The sequence below is a fragment of the Rhodoferax sp. genome, assembly GCF_030646845.1.
GTDB lineage: Bacteria > Pseudomonadota > Gammaproteobacteria > Burkholderiales > Burkholderiaceae_C > Rhodoferax.
Genome location: NZ_JAUSLE010000030.1, coordinates 15,482 through 32,098, shown reverse-complemented (window position 1 = coordinate 32,098; position 16,617 = coordinate 15,482). Strand labels below are relative to the sequence as shown.

The window sequence follows — 16,617 nt, the reverse complement described above, 5'->3', positions numbered from 1 at the left end:
AGTTGGTGTTGAGAGTTTTCACTGCGCCCGACGCTCAATCCGCGCCCAGACCGAGCCGGTCGGGTTGGCGCTTTTCCACCGCATGGCGCAGCAATGCAGCGCTGCGGAAGATACCATGGGCAAACTTGCCGTAAGGCAACGTCGCAAACAGCGCCATCACCACGCCCAGATGCACCGCCAGCAAACTGGGCAGCGCCACTGAGCCGCGCGCCAGCCACAAGGCCAGGCCGGTCAGGCTCGCGAAGAACAGCAGCGCGATGAAGCCCCGGTCCATTGGTTTTTGTGACGCATCGCCCTGCAGGGGATGGCGCTGCAAGTTGAGCTTGAACAAGCCGGCAGTACCCATCAGCAAACTCAGGCCTCCGGCGACGCCCAGCAATTTGGGCAAACTTGGCAAATCGTAGGGGGCAGTCCAGCCGAACGCATAGTGGTAGACCGTAGCGACACTGGTAGCGGCAAAGCACAGCATGAAGCCGTAGAAGGTCAGGTGATGCGCCCGCCGGCGTGCCAGTGTGTATTCGTCGTCCGCGTTGTGGCAGCCCTCGCCATGGCCGCCGTCGAGGTACTTCAAGCGCAGCACGTCCGAAGTCGCCTCGGCAGCGGCCGGGCCGCTGACCGGCGCACCGGTGGTGGCCGGCGTCACCTCGCGCCAAAAACGCCGTACTCCCAGACCCAGGGCCAGCACGGCAAATAAAAACACCGGCGCGAACAGGCCGACCAGCAGGTTGTGCGGAAACACGTTGTAGAAGTTCCCGCGCAAGTCACCGCCCCACAGCGTGCCATTCAAGGCCAGCGCCAGCAACAGAAAAATCGCCAGCCCGGCCGCCAGTGCCAGCGACAGCGTCAGACCATTGCGCTGGTAAAGCGCACCGAGCGCCGGCGGCCAGGCGTAGTCGACATAAGTCTGCACCCGCACCTGCGCCATGGCCTGTGGCACGTTGACGGCGAACTCGTGCGGTGGTGCGTACTGGCAAGCATGCAGGCAGGCACCGCAGTTGTGGCACAGATTGGCGAGGTAGTGAATGTCGGCTTTGCCAAACTCAAGCCGGCGCGTCATGGCCGGAAAGACGGCACAGAAGCCTTCGCAGTAGCGGCAGGCATTGCAGATTTGCAGCTGCCGCGCCACCTCCGCCTCGGGCGCACTCAGCACGGTATCGCCATTGGCCAGGGCGCGGGCATCGCGGGTCAAAGCCTCCAGCGGCGTCGACCTGCTTTTCTGATCAAGCTGCTGCACGAATTGCTCCTGATTTCATAGCTGCTCGCGCAGACTGCGTACCGGCTATACGGCCAAAAGCTGTGCCAATCGACATGCCGACACCGGCGGTGTAGCCCTTGCCAAGCACGTTGCCCGCCATCATTTCGCCTGCCACAAACAGGTTATCACTGGGCACGCCTCCAAAGCGCACGGCGGCGGTCTCATCGGTCTTCAGACCCAGGTATGTGAATGTCACGCCTGGCTTGAGGGCGTAGCCATAGAACGGTGCGGTGTCGATGGGCCGGGCCCAATGCGTTTTGGCGGGACTCAAGGCCTCGGTCGCGCAGTCGTCCAGTACGGTGTGGTCAAAGGTGCCGACACGGCAGGCGGCGTTGTAGTCGTTCATCGTCTGCATGAAGATGGTCTCATCCAGGCCGAGCTTGCGAGCAAGTTCGGGCAGGCTGTCGGCCTGGACGCCCGGAAACACCGGCGGCATAAAGCGTCCGATGGCCTTGGCATCGATGATCGAGTAGCCCACCTGACCCGGCTGCTGCGCCACCAGGCGACCCCAGATCGCATAGCGCTTGGGCCAGAAGTCTTCGCCCTCATCGTAGAAGCGCCGCGCCTCGCGGTTGACCACCACGCCCAGGGACACACAGTCGATCCGGGTGCAGATGCCGCCGTCGTACAGCGGCGCGCGGGCGTCGATGGCCACCATGTGGGCCTGCGTCGGGTCGCCAATCGCATCCGCGCCCGCGTCCAGCAGGTGCTTGAGCAGCACGCCCTGGTTGAAGCGCGTGCCGCGAATCAGGAAGTTGTCGGACGGCCACTCGCCGCGTTCGTTCTGGCCCCAGGCCTCGCGCATCCAGTCTCGGTTGGACTCGAAGCCACCAGCGGCGAGCACGCAGGCTTTGGCCGTGATGCGCTCGCCACCCACAAAGGCGGCGACGAAGCGGCCATCCTCGAGTTCGAGCCGATCCACCGGCGCGCTGTAGCGGATCTGCACCCCCAGCTTCTCCGCGCTGCGGTAGTAGGCGTTGACCAGCGCCTTGCCGCCGCCCATGAAAAAGGCGTTGGTGCGCGACAGGTGCAGCGTGCCGGACAGGGAAGGCTGGAAATGCACGCCATGCTGACGCATCCAGTCGCGGCAATGTGACGACTCGCGGATCGCCAGGCGCGCCAGCGGTTCACTGGTCTGGCCGCCCGTGACCTTGAGCAGGTCCTGCCAGAACTCTTCTTCCGGGTAGGCGTCCGTCAGCACATCCTGCGGCGCATCGTGCATGCAGCGCAGGTTGCGGGTATGAGCGGAATTTCCGCCACGCCACTCACGCGGCGCCGCTTCCAGCAGCAGCACACTGGCCCCGGCCTCACGCGCCATCAGCGCGGCACACAAGGCCGCATTGCCGCCACCAATGACAAGAACATCAATCATCGCGAAGAAACTCCATCAACGGGGCAGGCTTCAACCCTGCCCCCGCATGCACACGAGGTGCGTATTTCATGAACAGACAAACCACGGCCTGCTTCTGATTTGGCGATGCACGACTGTAGTGACTTTCGTCTCTTCCCGGCAGGAGAGCCGCGACATGGGGTCATCACAGATCGTGATGGACCCGACGACGCCGGACATCATCGGGCAGTTGCTTGCGCGATGGCGGCCTGTGCCGCGAAGCGGCCGGCCCGCCGCCCGGAAACAAAGGCCCAGGCCAGGTGATGGCCATGGCCCTTGAGCAACAGGCCGCCCTGGCCGGTGGACCCGGCAGCGTACAGGCCGGGCAAGGGTTGCTCACCCCCGCCCAGAACGCGATGCTGCGTATCCACCACCAGCCCGCCTTCGCTGTGCACGAAGACCGAGCGCACGGGACCCAATGCCACATAAGGCCCGCTGCCGAACGAGCGCACGCTGGCCGATGTAACACTCTGTGCCAGTGCCGGCACACTCATGCCCAATTTGGTCGCCAACGCATCCAGCGTCGGAGCCTCGGTGTACACATCCGGGCGATTGCTGCGGTAGTCGGGGATGTAGGCGTAGGCAATGCCGGGCGCGGTGGAGACGAAGTCTGGCCAGGCCGAGAAGCGCTGGGCCAGCGCCTGATCGATCACGATGTAGCCCACCTTGTCGGACTGGTCCGGCAGGCGCCAGGCCGGGCGATCCAGCTCGTTGCCAAAGCGCTCGCCGCATTGGTTCACCAACAGAGCACCGGCCTCGAACAGCGCCGGCGAGGGTGCCAGCGCGGTCGTGAGGAACTTCATCATGAACGGCCGCAACACGGCCGCCGGCAGGTGGTCGAGCGACCACTCCATGAACACCGCCAGCCAGCGCCAGGGCGGCAGCCGACGCATGAGTGTTTCAGTGGCAGGCGCGATGAAACGGATCTCGGGGCCGAGGGCGAGATCGCCGTTGATGATGCGTCCACCCAGTGCCTCGGCCATGCGCTGGCCGTCGCCGGTGGCGGTGACGTTGACGCCTTCGACCTTGGCTTCCTGCGGCCCCATGAAGCGCGCCTTGAAGTCGGCACCGTTGGTGAAGTCACCGGCCGCCAGCACCACGCCACCACGTGCTGTGAAGCGCATGGGCCCGCTGTCACCCTCGGCATCGACACCGGTGATGCGACCCTCCTGCTGCACGATCGCGGTGACACGCATGGAGGTGCGGATGTCTACGCCGGAACGATGGGCGCGGCGCCCGAGGTGGTAGATGAAGGAGCGCGAGTTGGGCAGCACGTTGTGCATGCGCGGCTGGCGATGCGGCGGCTCGGGCATCGGCCCCATGAAGCGCACGCCGGAATCGAGCAGCCACTGAAAGGTGGCCGGCATCTCGTCGCACAGAATCCTGCGCAACTCATCGTTGTCGCGTGAAGCCAGATCGCCGGCAAAGCCGGGCATGTCGGCCCAGTGATCGGCCGGGTTGTCGATGATGCCGCGCTTTTGCTGGTGCGGCGTCTGCGTGGCGCTGACCGAACCGATTGACCACGCGGTGGAACCGCCCAACTCCGGATTTTTTTCCAGCAGCACCACGCTTCGACCCGCAGCGCGCGCCTCAATGGCGGCGGCCAACCCGGCACCGCCGCCGCCCACCACGACCACATCGAACACAACTTCCTTGCGCGGCAGCATGTGTTGACCGTTCATTCCAGCTTGATGTTGGCCGCGTCGATCACGGCACTCCACTTGGCCGTCTCGGCCTGGTTGCGTTTGACCGCATCGGCCACGCTGCCCCCCAGCGCCAGCACGCCCAGGGGCTCCCAGCGCTGGATCAGATCCGGCGCTTTCAGCACGGCATTGATCTCGGCATTGAGCTTGCTGACGATGGACGGCGGCACACCCCTGGCCACCGAGATGGTGTACCAGGGCACGGACGAGTAACCGGCGACGCCCGCCTCGGCCACGGTTGGCACATCGGGCAGGCTTGGGTTGCGCGTGGTGCTGGTCACGGCCAGTGCCCGTACCTTGCCGCCCTTGAGCTGCTGGTGCGCGGTGCCCAGGCTCTCGAACAGCAGGTCAATCTGGCCGCCGAGCAGATCGGCCATGGCCGGCGCGCCGCCGCGGTAGGGCACGTGCACGTAGTCGATCTTCGTCATATAGCGAAACAGCTCGGCCGCCATGTGCATGGCCGAGCCGTTGCCGGCCGAGCCATAGGTCAGCTTGCCGGGCTGGCTGCGCGCCAGCGCCAGCAGCTCGGCCACCGATTTGGCCGGCGAATCCTGCTTGACCAGCAGCACGCTGGGGCTCTCGGCGATCAAAATGACGGGCTGCAGGTCATTGGTCGGGTCGTAGCGCAGGTTCTTGTAAAGCTTCACCGCACCGTTGTGTGCGATGGTGCCCAGCACCAGCGTGTAACCGTCGGCCGGCCCCTTGGCTACCAGTTCGGCCCCGGTGTGACCGCCAGCGCCGGGCTTGTTCTCGATCACCACGGGCTGGCCCAGCCGTGGGCCCAGCTTGTCCGCGACGCCGCGGGCCAGCATGTCAGCCGGGCCGCCGGCTGCGTAGGGTACGACCAGCTTGATGGGTTTGGAGGGAAAGACGTCCTGGGCCAATGCCAGGGACGATGCAGCGCACAGGCTCAGGGCGAACAAAGGTTGCAGGAATTTATTAATCATGTTTGTCTCGCAGGGTTTGGATCAATCCAGTTGCAGATTGGCGGCTTCGATCACGCGGTTCCACTTGACGGTTTCGGACTTGAAGAAAGCCGTTGCCTCAGCAGGGGTGTTCGCCGTGTAGTTAATGCCCAGCTTGTCGTAGCGCGCCACGACCTCGGGAGACGCCAGCACACGCTGCACATCTTTGTTGAGTTTGTCCACCAGGGCTGGCGGCATGCTGCCCGGTGCGGCCAGCGTGAACCAGGAGGTGCCGCTGTAGCCCGGGACCCCGGCCTCGGCAATGGTGGGCACATTGGGGAAGCGCGGGTCGCGCTTCGGACCGGTAACGGCCAGCGCACGCAACTTGCCACCCTGCACATGCGGCATGCCGGAAGACATGTTGTCAAACATCACCTGCACTTGTCCGCCGATCAGGTCGATCAGGGCCGGACCGCTGCCCTTGTACGGCACGTGATTCAGCTTGACGCCACTGGCCAGTTCAAACAGCGCGGTAACCATGTGCACCGACGATCCGGGGCCAGCCGAGGCGTAATTGATTTTGCCCGGGTTGGCTTTGGCGTCGGCCAGGAAATCGGCAAAGGTCCTGTACGGCGAGTTGGCCGGCACCAGCACCAGATTGGGCGCTTCGCCCAGGATCATGACGGGCTGCAACTCTGTGGCCGGGTTGTAGTTGAGCTTGCGGTAGCTGGCATGAGCGGCATGGATGCCGATGGTGCCCACCAGCAGTGTGTAACCATCGCCCGGGGCCTTGGCCACCAACTGCGCGCCCAGATGGCCGCTGGCGCCGGGCTTGTTGTCCACCACGACGCTTTGGCCATAGATCGGCGCCAGCCGCTCGGACACGATGCGGCCGAGGATATCGGTCGCACCGGCCGGGGCAAAAGGCACCACCAGGCGAATCGGCTTGTTCGGGTAGTCCTGCGCCATGGCAACGGCGCCAAGGCTCAGCAGGCCGGCCAGCAGGCTGCGGCCCCATATTTTCAGCAAGGTTTTCTTCATGTCTGTCTCCTTAGTTCTTCAAGCGTGATCACGGGACGCTGTGCGTAAGGCCGGTCCCACTGTTGGCAATTGCTGCGGTCCACGATCTGCACCGGCAGCTCGATCGATGCCGGAACGGTCTCGCCGCGCAGATGCCGCACGGCGCATTCAGTCGCAAGATAGGCCATCTGCATGGCGTTGAAATCGGCGGTCGCCAGCATGCGCCCCTGCCCGATCGCTTCGACCGCCTGCGGGATGGCGTTGACGCCGACCACCGCCGCCCTGCGGCCGGCGGCATCCAGGGCATCGAGCACACCCATCGCCATGATGTCGTTGGCCACTAGGCAGGCGTCCAGCTCGGCGTGGTCGCACAGCCACTGTACAGCGCGGTCTCTGGCGGTTTCACGCACATAGTCGCCCGCGATGACGCCGGCGATGGTGATGCCGGGATACTGAAGCGCCGCCTCACGAAAACCGCGTAGCCGCTCCAGACTGGTAAACGATTCATCAGGCCCGGTGACGACAAGCACCTGCCCGCGACCATGCAGGTGCCGGAACAGGTACTGTGCAATCGCAAGGGCCAACTGGTAGTCGTCCGAGCTGACGTAGGCCACGCTGGGCGCGGCCTGGATCGGATTGACGAAGCCGATCATCGGAATGCCGGCCGCGGCAATACGCCGGATCGCCGGATCGACCTTGCTGGCATGCACCGGTGACAGGACAAAGGCATCGGGCCGCGGCGTCAGCGCCAGCGCCTCGTCGATCAACGCACTCTGCGCCTCGGGGTCGTCGCCCTTTTGCGGCACGAAGTGCAGCACCTCGGCGCCGAACACGGCAGCAGCGCGCTCGGCGCCGAGCCGCGCCGCACCATAGGCCGGGTTGGTCAGGTTCTTGGTAAAGACGGCAAGACGCATGGCCAGCCTAGACCATGCCGCCGTTGGGCTGGATAACCTGGCCATGCACCCACGAGGCCTTGTCGGACGCGAGGAAGCTCACCACCTCCGCCACTTCATCCGGCGTGCCGATGCGGTTGAACGGGCTCATGGCGGCCGCGCGCGCCTTGGCTTCGTCGGTCTTGCCGGCGCGGAACAGGTCGGTGTCGACCGGGCCCGGCGCCACAGCGTTGACGCGCACCTGGCGCGGCGCCAATTCCTTGGCCATGGAGCGAACCAGGCTCTCCACGGCGGCCTTGGTCGCGGTGTAAGGGCCCCCACCGGGCACGCCAACGCGCACCATGGAGGTGGTCAGCGCGATGATGTTGCCACCGTCCGCCACATGCTTGGCCGCGGCGCTCAGAACGTTGAAGGCACCAACGATGTTGACCTCCACCAATCTGCGGAAATCGTCCGGGTTGAACTGCGCCATCGGGCCGGGCAGCACGTTGATGCCGGCGTTGGCCACCACGCAGTGCGGCGCACTGCCGAAGTCGCGCGCCACGTCGGCAAATACCTGCGCCACTTGCGCCGGCTCGCAGATGTTGACGGCATAGCCTTTGGTGCGGGCCTGGCCGATCTTCTCGGGCAGATCGGGCGCGCTCGTGACATAGGTGTAGGCGACGTCATAGCCGCTTTCCGCCAATTTGTGCACGCAGGCAGCGCCGATGCCGCGGGTGCCGCCGAAAACCAGGGCTATTTTGTTGCTCATGGGAAATCCTCGAATGAATTGCAGTGAAAAGGTTCAGGCCACAAAGGGCTTGCCGAAGATCGGTTCCTTGTACGGAATCGGAGGTAGTTGCCAGGTGCCGGTCGACGGCGGGCGCACGTCGGCGTCGACGTGCACATCGATCAGGCATGGCCGCCGGTTTTTCAGCGCCTGCTCGACGGCGGCGCCAAGGTCCTGCGGCCGGGTGACGGTGGTGCCATCGGCGCCGCAGGCCCGCGCCCACGCGGCAAAATCGGGGTTGTAGCGCTCGCCGGTCTCGCCCTTGTAGAAGGCGGTGCCAATCTCGCGGCCATTGAACAAGCCGTACTGCAGGTCGCGGATTGCGCCCCACGCGAAGTTGTTCCAGACGATCCAGACCACCGGCAGGTTGTATTCAACCGCAGTGCACAGCACATAGGGCGCCATGGTGAAACCACCATCGCCGACCACGGCGACGCAAGGGCGGTCCGGCGCTGCGAGTTGCGCGCCCAGCACACCGCAAACACCAAAGCCCATGCTGGAGTAGCCCCAGCTATTGAGCATGCTCTGCGGCCGGCGCGCCTTCCAGAACTGCATGAACCAGTTGTGATGCACGCCGGAATCGAGACACAGGATGGTGTCCTCGGGCAACACCTTCTGCAGCGTACCCACCACGAACTCGGGACGCAACGGACTGGTCGAGTCTCCGAAGTGCGGCCGCACAAAAGCCTCCCACTCGCCCTGCCAGCCCTGCACCTGAGCCAGCCACGGCGCATAAGCGCTGGCCGTGATGTCGGCGCGTGCCTGCAGCCCCTTGAGCAGCTGGCGCACAAAGACCTGGACGTCGGCGATGATGCCCACCGTCGGGACGTAGTTACGGCCCAGCTCCTGCGGATCGATATCGACATGCACCAATTTCGTTTTGGGGAAGTTCCACGAGTAGCCCTCGTGCCAGCTGGACGAACTCCGGTCGTCAAAGCGTGTGCCCAGTGTGATCACCAGGTCCGAGCGGCGACCCGCTTCATTGGCCGGGTAGGCACCGTTGCGGCCTATGAAACCGAGGGCAAGCGGGTGGTCGCCGGCAATGCAGCCCATGCCGTTCGGCGACGTGATCACGGGAATGCCCAGGCGCTGCGCGAACTCGGTGATTTCCGCGCCGGCCTCCGACAGCGTAGCGCCGTGACCGATGAACAACACCGGCTTGCGGGCAGCCGCCAGCAGGTCCAGCGTGGCCGCCACATCGGCTTCGCTGGCGCCCGGACGACGGGCGCAGTGCAACGCCGCGGCCGGCGGCAGCTCCACGTCCGCCTCTTCCTGATAGACGTTGTAGGGAATATCCAGGTTCACCGGGCCGGGCCGGCCCGTGACCATGGTGTCCATCGCCTGGCGCAGCGCCAGCGGCAGCATGTCGACGCGCGTGGGCTGGAAGGCACGTTTGACGACCGGACGCAGCACCTGCGCGAAATCCGCCTGGTTGTGCGTGTACAGCTCCTGGAAAGGACCGCGGTTGTGCTGCGAGGTCGGCACGTTCGAGGTGATGGCCATGAAGGCCGAAGAGTCCGCTAGGGCAGTGGCCAGCGACATCACCATGTTGGCCGAACCGGGTCCGGTGGACGTGAGCGTGACCACCGGCTTGTGCTTGACGCGGAAATAAGCGTCGGCCATGTGGCCGGCACATTGCTCGTGACGCGGGGAGATCAGCTGGATCTTGTCGCGCACGTCGTACAGGGCATCCAGGATGCCAACATTGCCATGGCCGCAAATGCCAAACACATAGGGCACTTTTTCCTGGACCAGGTATTCGGCGATCAGTTCGCCACCCTTCATTTTTGCCATTTTCTTGCTTCCGTTTTCTGCTAACAGGTCGTAAAAGTCACGATGCGCTCTTCGGTCATTTCATGGACCGCATAGTGCGGTCCTTCGCGACCAAAGCCGCTGTCCTTGGAGCCGCCGTAGGGCATCAGGTCCACCCGCGAGCTCGATGTTTCATTGATGTGCACACCGCCCACTTCCAGCCGCTGCGCGGCGGAAAATGCGTCGCCCAGCCGGTTGGTGAAAATCCCGCTGGCAAGTCCGAACGGCGTGGCGTTGACACGCGCAATCGCGGCGTCCAGCGTGGCAAACGGCACGATGCACACCACCGGACCGAAGATCTCGCAACAGCCGACATTCATCGAATCGTTGATTGAAGTCAGCAGCGTCGGTGGCACCACCGCACCCTGGCGCGGTCCGCCCACCAGGCACGTTGCACCGTCGGCGATCGCCTTTTGAATCCAGGCGTCAATGCGAATCGCAGCCTCCTCGTTGATGACGGGTCCAACCACCGTGTTCGGGTCATGCGGGTCCCCAAAGGGAAGCGCCTTCACCAGCTGGGTCAGGCGCATCTCCACGTCCTTCACCAATGACGCATGCACCAGCAGCAGTTGCACCGAGGTACAGACCTGGCCCGCCTTGCGGTAGCCTGCGCTCACCACCTTGGGCAGGGCCACGTCCAGCTGCGCATCGTCGCACAGGATGGTGCAGGCAATCGAGCCCAGTTCCATCTGTGTGCGACGCAAGCCGGCCGCCTGCTGGATCTTGCGCCCCACCTCGGTACTGCCGGTGAACGCAAAAAAACGCACCCGCTCATCTTCCTGCAGCCACCTGACCACATCGGCACTGCCATGCAATACCGACAGGAATCCGCGCGGCATGCCGGCTTCGATCAGCACCTCGGCCAGCTTGCAGGCTGTCAGGGGCGTGTGCGTGGACGGCTTCAGGATGACGGCGTTGCCTGCGGCAAACGCTGGCGCCACTTTGTGCGTGACCGTATTGAGCGGTGAGTTGAAGGGCGTGATCGCCACGACCACGCCAAGCGGCACGCGCAGTGTGAAGGCCAGACGACCCGCCTGGTTCGGCGCACCCGCCAGCGGAATCACATCGCCGGCCAGACGACGCGCCTCCTCCGCTGACAGCTTGAGTGTCTGGATGCAGCGGCGCACCTCGCCCGTGGCATCCGAGGCGGTGAAACCGGCTTCCAGCTGCATGGTGCGCACGAAATCATCCAGGCGCGTTTCCATCAGAACGGCGGCGCGCTCCAGCACGGCGCCCCGTTCGAATGCCACCGGCACACCCCGCTGAAATGCCGCCTGGGCGCAGTCCACTGCGCGCTTCACCTGCGCTGCATCGGCGACGGTGACGGCGGCAAAGGGTTGCAACCGGTATTTGTCGTGCACGGAGACCCGAGGGCCTTCGCCCTCTGTCCATTCGCCATCAATGAGCAAACGATAGGTGGGCTGCTGCGTCGCATCGACGACAAAAGAAGAAGCCGGCTGATTCATCAAAGCATCTCCTCTTCATCACTGGCCGGCGTGGTGATCACCAGAAACACCAGACCCGCCACGCCGGTATTGGTGAAGCTGTGCCGGATGCCAGGTGGCACGTAGACATAGTCATGCGGGCGCATCAGGTGCCGGTCGTCATCGAGCGTCAGGACGCCTTCACCTTCGAGCACATAGTAGATCTGCTCCTGCACCTTGTGCACATGCTCGCCCACATAGGCGCCCGGCGCGTAGCGCGAAATCCGGAAATCGATCCGACTCGAGCCGGTGTTTTCCATCGAGGCAAGCGCTTTGGAGAGGGCGCCGCCAAAATGGCCGGGGTATTCCTTCCAGGGCAGGTTGGCCATCTTTTCGATGAGCGCCTGGCCTTTGGGAGCGTGTTTTTGACTCATGGTGTTTCCTGTGGTGGGATATGAATAGCGAATGAATGGCGGTGGGTCTGTGGCGCTCTCACAGCCAGAGAATCTGCTTGCGGTACGCCAGATCGGTCAGCAGTGGTTCTGCCGGTCCCTCATGGAAGACAGCGCCCCGCTCAAGCGCGAACACGCGGTCGGCCAGTGCCAGCACGAGATCAAGGTTGTGTTCCACGATCAGGATGGAAACGTGCTGGCGCAGCTGGTCAAACACCGTAAAAAGTTCCTGCACCACTGTCGGCGCCAGCCCCTCAAACGGCTCATCCAGCAGCAGCAGCCTGACATTGCCGGACAGCGCGCGCGCGACGGCCACCATTTGCTGTTCGCCGCCGGACAGATAGTCGGCAGCCACGTTCATGCGCTCTTTGAGCCGCGGAAAGTAATGCAGGATCTGCTCTTCGCTCCAGACGATGCCATTGCTGCCATCGGTGGATCGCGCCAGGCGGCCCAGCGCCAGATTCTCAGCCACCGTCATGCCGGCAAACAGGCCGCGCCCCTGCGGCACATAGCCAATGCCCAGCCGTGCAATGTCGGGCGCCGGCAGGCCTGCAATGTTGCGCCCGGCATATTCGACCGTACCGGACGCTGGCTTCAGTAGACCGGTCAGTGCCTTGAGCAAGGTGGACTTGCCGGCACCATTGCGCCCCAGCAGGGCCACGATCTCGCCCTCGCGCACCTCCAGCGTTGCATCGTTCAGGATGTGGCTCTTGCCATAGAAGGCGTTGACCTTTTCGAAGCGCAGCAGCAGCGGCCGGTCGCGCGCCTCCCCTGGCACGCGGCCGGTCACTGGCGGCGTGCCCGTGCCGGTATAAATCTCCTGCACCCGCTGATCCAGCCGCACCTCGTCGGGCGTGCCCGTCATGAGCACCTCGCCCTGGTTCATCACGGTCACCTGCTGCGAGAAGGCGAGTACCCGGTCGATATCGTGCTCGACGATCAGCACCGGGATGTTGCTCGCCACGGTCTTGACCAGGTTGGAAACGCGTTCGCGTTCGGCGGCAGCCAGACCCGCCAGCGGTTCGTCCATCAACAGCACCTGTGGCTTGGAGCCCAGCGCAATGCCGAGATCCACCAAGCGTTGGCCGCCGTAGGACAGCTCCCCGCCTTCGGTCTCTTCGATGCCCTCAAGACCGAGGAACTTCATCAGCTCGGTGGTCTCCGCGTGGACCTCCGGGTAGCTGTCGATGTCACGCCAGGCGTTGAAACGCGCCGGATGCCGCGCCTGCAAGGACAGGCGCAGGTTCTCGTAGATCGACAGGCCCTTGAACAGATTGGTAATCTGGAACGAGCGCGCCAGGCCTTGCTGGCAAATCCGGTCGGGCGACAGATGCTGGATTTCAATGCCATTGAGACGCACCGTGCCGGTGTCGGCCATGAACATGCCGGAGATCAGGTTGAAGGTCGTCGTCTTGCCGGCGCCGTTGGGGCCGATCAGGGCGTGAATCTGGCCCGCCTGAACCTGCAGACTGACACTGCGTACCGCCTGAATGCCGCCAAACCGCTTGTCAATGGCCGTGGCTTCCAGCACAGCACCTTCGCGGGGCACCGGCCGGAGGAATGCGGGAAGGGGCAGGCCTTCGTAAATTCTTCGATTACTCATGGCGGCGCCGACTTCCGGCGCCGGCCGCCAGCGCCGGCGCAACTGGGCCCAGATGCCCGCCAGGCCGTTGGGTGAAAACAGGATGAAGCCGACGAAAATCAGGCCGAACCAGAGCAGCCAGTTGTCGGTGTAGATCGAGAAAAATTCGCGGAATAGCAGATAGAACAGCGCACCCAGCACCGGTCCGAGGAAGCTGCGCATGCCACCGATCACAACGATCGCAAGCAACTCGCCGGAGAACGCCACGGTGGCGGATTCTGCCGCCGCCAGCCGGTGGTGGAATACCAGCAGCGCCCCCGCCAGCCCGGTGATGCTGGCCGACAGCACGAAGGCCAGCAGCTTGTACCTGTCGGTGTTGTAACCCTGGAAGGTCGCGCGCTGCTCGTTCTCGCGGATCGCCGCCAGCACATGACCGAAGGGCGAACGCACGATGCGCTGCAGCCCATACAGAACGGCCATGCCGATCAGCGCCACAACGGTATAGAAGACGAGGTGGTTGTCGAGATTGAGGGCCCCGAAGCCGCCACGCTCGATGCCCCCCAGCCCGCCCTCGCCACCCGTCAGGCTGGTCCAGCGAAAGGCAATTGCAAAGGTCAACGCGGACAGCGCCAGCGTCAGCAACGAGAAGTAGACGCCGCGCCGACGCAGGATCAGGAAGCCCACCACCAACGCGAGTGCTGCCGTGAACACGATCGAAAACAGCAGGGGCACGACGAGCTGCCCCTTGAACCAGTGCAGCTGGGCCAAAGCGGCCGCATAGCCGCCGATGCCGAACCACGCGCTGTGGCCAAACGAGACCAGCCCGGTGGTGCCGACCAACAGGTTCAGGCCCATGGCGGCAATCGCCAGGATCACCGCCATAGTGGCCGTATCCAGCGTGAGGCCGACCGCCTGCAGCACCAGGGGCAGAAGAAACAGGCCGATGGCACCGATCCAGAGGGGTCTATTTTTCTTATTCACAAAGTCACTCATCATTCAAAACGCTCGATGCGTTCACCCAACAAGCCCCGCGGACGGAACATCAGAACGAGAAACATCAGCACATACATGGAGGCCTCGCCAGCGGCCGGCATGAAATGGATGGTGACGCCACGCACCACCCCCACCAGCAAGGCCGCCAGCACCACGCCCCAGAAGCTGCCCAGGCCGCCGATCACCACCACCACGAAGGCCACGGTCATGATCTCGCCGCCCATCGCCGGATGCACGACGGCGATCGGCCCGAACAGCACGCCGCCGAGCGCCGCGGTCGCGACGCCGAGCACAACGATGGCCGTCATGTAGGGCTGCAGCCGGATTCCCAGCACGGCCACCATGTCGGGCCTTTGCACCCCGGCACGCACCACCCGGCCAAACGAAGTCTTGTTCAGCAGCAGCCAGATGCCGCTCATCACGACGAACACCACCCCCAGGATCAGCAGGCGGTACCTCGAGAACATGAAGTCGCCAAAGATGAGCTGGCCCTTGAAAACTTCCGGCATGGTGGAAGCCAGCGGTGCGGCGCCCCACACCATGCGGATGAACTGCTCGGCCACCATCGCCAGGCCAAAGGTGACGAGCAGGCTGAGGATCGGGTCTGCCGTATAGAAGCGGCGCAGCAGATAACGCTCGAACAGGATGCCCAGCGTGCCTACGGCCAGCGGCGAAATCAGAATGCTGGCCCCAAAGCCCACATGCTTGGTGACTTCCAGCGACACATAGGCGCCCAGCGCATAGAACGCGCCGTGCGCCAGATTGACGACGCCCCCGACGCTGAAGATCAGCGACAGCCCGAGGGCCAACAGCAGGTAGTAACCGCCGAGCACGAGGCCGTTGACGACCTGCTCGAGCAAAAAAACAATATCCATAACCATCCAGAGGAGTAGAAAAAAGCGCACCCGCGCCACCGTAGCGGCCAGCGCGGGCCCATCGGCAGACGGCAGTGCGCGCTACAGCGCCACGGCCGCCTGCGACGACTCACATCTTGCAGGCGCTGTCTGCCCTGGTGGGGGCCAGCAGTTCCAGCGGCTGGTTCGGTGCGGGCACCGCGTCGCCGAACTTGAGAAAGTCCTGCTTGTCCTTGGCCTGGCCTTTGGCCTTGACCGTGAACGGATAGGCCTCCTGCATCAGCTGGTGGTCCCAGGAACGGAAGTAGGCCTTGCGCGCCTTCAGGATGTCGAACTGGGCCTCGGACTCGAAATAGGCAATCAGCTTCTCGGTGTCGGTGGACTTGGTGGCGTTCATGGCCTGCGCCATCATCTTGAGCGACACGTATTCGATCCAGGCATGGTTCTCGGGGATCTTTCCGTACTTCTTGGTGAAGTTGGCAACAAAAGCTTTTGAGCCCGGCGTCTGCAGGTCGTGATGCCACACCGTCGGCCAGATGCCGCTCAGGTTGCCTTCACCGGCGGCCCAGGCGTCGGCGGTATTCAGGTTGAAGCCGACCACCGGGAAGGGCAGGCCGAACTCGGCATACTGCTTGACGAAGTTGGTGACCTGGTTGCCCGCCAGATTGGTGGCTACCAGGTCGGGCCGCGCCTGACGAATCTTGAGCAGATAGGGGCTGAAGTCCGCTACGTCCGTGGCCACCAGCTCGTCGCCGATCTGGTTGCCACCGTTATCGGCGAAGAACTTCTTGGCCTTGTTCGACAGGTCGTGGCCGAACAGGTAATCGGCTGTCAGGCTGAAGATCTTCTTGCCCTTGACCATGTTGTCACGCACCAGCGCCTGACCGACGGCGTTGACCATCACGGTCACCGGAATGTCGACATGGAAGGTGTAGCGGTTGCAGTCCTTGCCGCGCAGCGCGTCCGAGCGCGCACCGATGCTCATGAACAGCTTCTTGTTGCGCGCCGCCACCTGCGAGATCGTCAGCGCCGAGGCCGAATTGATCTCACCCATCAGCACGGCGACGCCGTCGCGCTCAATCATGCGCTGGGCCTTGCTTGCCGCCAGGGAGGGATTGACCGAGTCTTCCGACAGCACGTCGAGCTGGCGCCCCATGACGCCACCCGCCGCGTTGACCTCTTCGGCCGCCATCTTCATGCCCATCACGGCGTATTCGCCGAGCGAGCCAAGAAAGCCGGTCATGGGGGTCAGGTGGCCGATTTTGATTTTTTCTGCCTGGCTGTGGACGATCGCCGGAAAACCCAAAGCCGAGACCCCCGCCATCGCAATGCCCGCCTTCAGCGCGCTGCGCCGCAGCGGCGATTGCAGCACCAAGCTGCCGTCTTTCTTGTCATGTTCCATTTGTCATCTCCTCTTTGTATTCGACCGAAACGGCCGGATTTTTGGTTTGAACGCCGCCAACTGCATGGGGTCCGTGCAAATTCTAGGAAGATTCACTGCATTGGGAAAATACTGTTTTCCGAGATGGGCTATACAAATTTCTTATATGCTGTCTGCTGCACCT

Annotated in this window: 13 protein-coding genes; all 13 read right to left on the bottom strand. The window is 63.9% G+C overall.

Going from position 1 to position 16,617, the window contains the following annotated elements:
- Window positions 1-34 precede the first annotated feature (34 nt).
- Window positions 35-1,234, bottom strand: coding sequence for a tricarballylate utilization 4Fe-4S protein TcuB (gene tcuB, locus Q7T10_RS08065; RefSeq protein WP_304747378.1), 1,200 nt, complete (start codon window positions 1,232-1,234; stop codon window positions 35-37).
- Entirely contained in the window at window positions 1,221-2,627 is a 1,407-nt protein-coding gene (tcuA, locus tag Q7T10_RS08060; RefSeq protein ID WP_304747377.1) for an FAD-dependent tricarballylate dehydrogenase TcuA, read from the bottom strand. Before tcuA ends, tcuB begins: the two co-directional genes overlap by 14 nt.
- A gap of 197 nt (window positions 2,628-2,824) precedes the next feature.
- Window positions 2,825-4,327 (bottom strand): FAD-dependent oxidoreductase, encoded by a 1,503-nt coding sequence (locus tag Q7T10_RS08055; protein ID WP_304747376.1) that lies wholly within the window; start codon window positions 4,325-4,327, stop codon window positions 2,825-2,827.
- Window positions 4,324-5,295, bottom strand: coding sequence for a tripartite tricarboxylate transporter substrate binding protein (locus Q7T10_RS08050; protein WP_304747375.1), 972 nt, complete (start codon window positions 5,293-5,295; stop codon window positions 4,324-4,326). Before Q7T10_RS08050 ends, Q7T10_RS08055 begins: the two co-directional genes overlap by 4 nt.
- A gap of 21 nt (window positions 5,296-5,316) precedes the next feature.
- Window positions 5,317-6,294: a tripartite tricarboxylate transporter substrate binding protein gene (locus tag Q7T10_RS08045; RefSeq protein WP_304747374.1), complete on the bottom strand. Its 978-nt coding sequence runs from the start codon at window positions 6,292-6,294 to the stop codon at window positions 5,317-5,319.
- Window positions 6,291-7,187 carry a sugar ABC transporter substrate-binding protein gene (locus Q7T10_RS08040; RefSeq protein ID WP_304747373.1) on the bottom strand — a complete coding sequence of 299 codons (897 nt, stop codon included), beginning with the start codon at window positions 7,185-7,187 and terminating at the stop codon, window positions 6,291-6,293. Before Q7T10_RS08040 ends, Q7T10_RS08045 begins: the two co-directional genes overlap by 4 nt.
- A 7-nt stretch (window positions 7,188-7,194) precedes the next feature.
- Window positions 7,195-7,917 carry an SDR family NAD(P)-dependent oxidoreductase gene (locus Q7T10_RS08035; protein ID WP_304747372.1) on the bottom strand — a complete coding sequence of 241 codons (723 nt, stop codon included), beginning with the start codon at window positions 7,915-7,917 and terminating at the stop codon, window positions 7,195-7,197.
- A 33-nt stretch (window positions 7,918-7,950) separates the two neighbouring features.
- Entirely contained in the window at window positions 7,951-9,729 is a 1,779-nt protein-coding gene (locus Q7T10_RS08030) for a thiamine pyrophosphate-binding protein (RefSeq protein ID WP_304747371.1), read from the bottom strand.
- Window positions 9,730-9,749: 20 nt separating this feature from the next.
- On the bottom strand, window positions 9,750-11,213 hold the full coding sequence (locus Q7T10_RS08025; RefSeq protein ID WP_304747370.1) for an aldehyde dehydrogenase family protein: 1,464 nt from the start codon (window positions 11,211-11,213) through the stop codon (window positions 9,750-9,752).
- On the bottom strand, window positions 11,213-11,605 hold the full coding sequence (locus tag Q7T10_RS08020; protein ID WP_304747369.1) for a cupin domain-containing protein: 393 nt from the start codon (window positions 11,603-11,605) through the stop codon (window positions 11,213-11,215). Before Q7T10_RS08020 ends, Q7T10_RS08025 begins: the two co-directional genes overlap by 1 nt.
- A 58-nt stretch (window positions 11,606-11,663) precedes the next feature.
- Window positions 11,664-14,201 carry an ATP-binding cassette domain-containing protein gene (locus tag Q7T10_RS08015; RefSeq protein ID WP_370653747.1) on the bottom strand — a complete coding sequence of 846 codons (2,538 nt, stop codon included), beginning with the start codon at window positions 14,199-14,201 and terminating at the stop codon, window positions 11,664-11,666.
- Window positions 14,198-15,073: a branched-chain amino acid ABC transporter permease gene (locus tag Q7T10_RS08010; protein ID WP_304747367.1), complete on the bottom strand. Its 876-nt coding sequence runs from the start codon at window positions 15,071-15,073 to the stop codon at window positions 14,198-14,200. Before Q7T10_RS08010 ends, Q7T10_RS08015 begins: the two co-directional genes overlap by 4 nt.
- Window positions 15,074-15,182: 109 nt before the next feature.
- Window positions 15,183-16,454: an ABC transporter substrate-binding protein gene (locus tag Q7T10_RS08005; RefSeq protein ID WP_304747366.1), complete on the bottom strand. Its 1,272-nt coding sequence runs from the start codon at window positions 16,452-16,454 to the stop codon at window positions 15,183-15,185.
- Window positions 16,455-16,617: the final 163 nt, after the last annotated feature.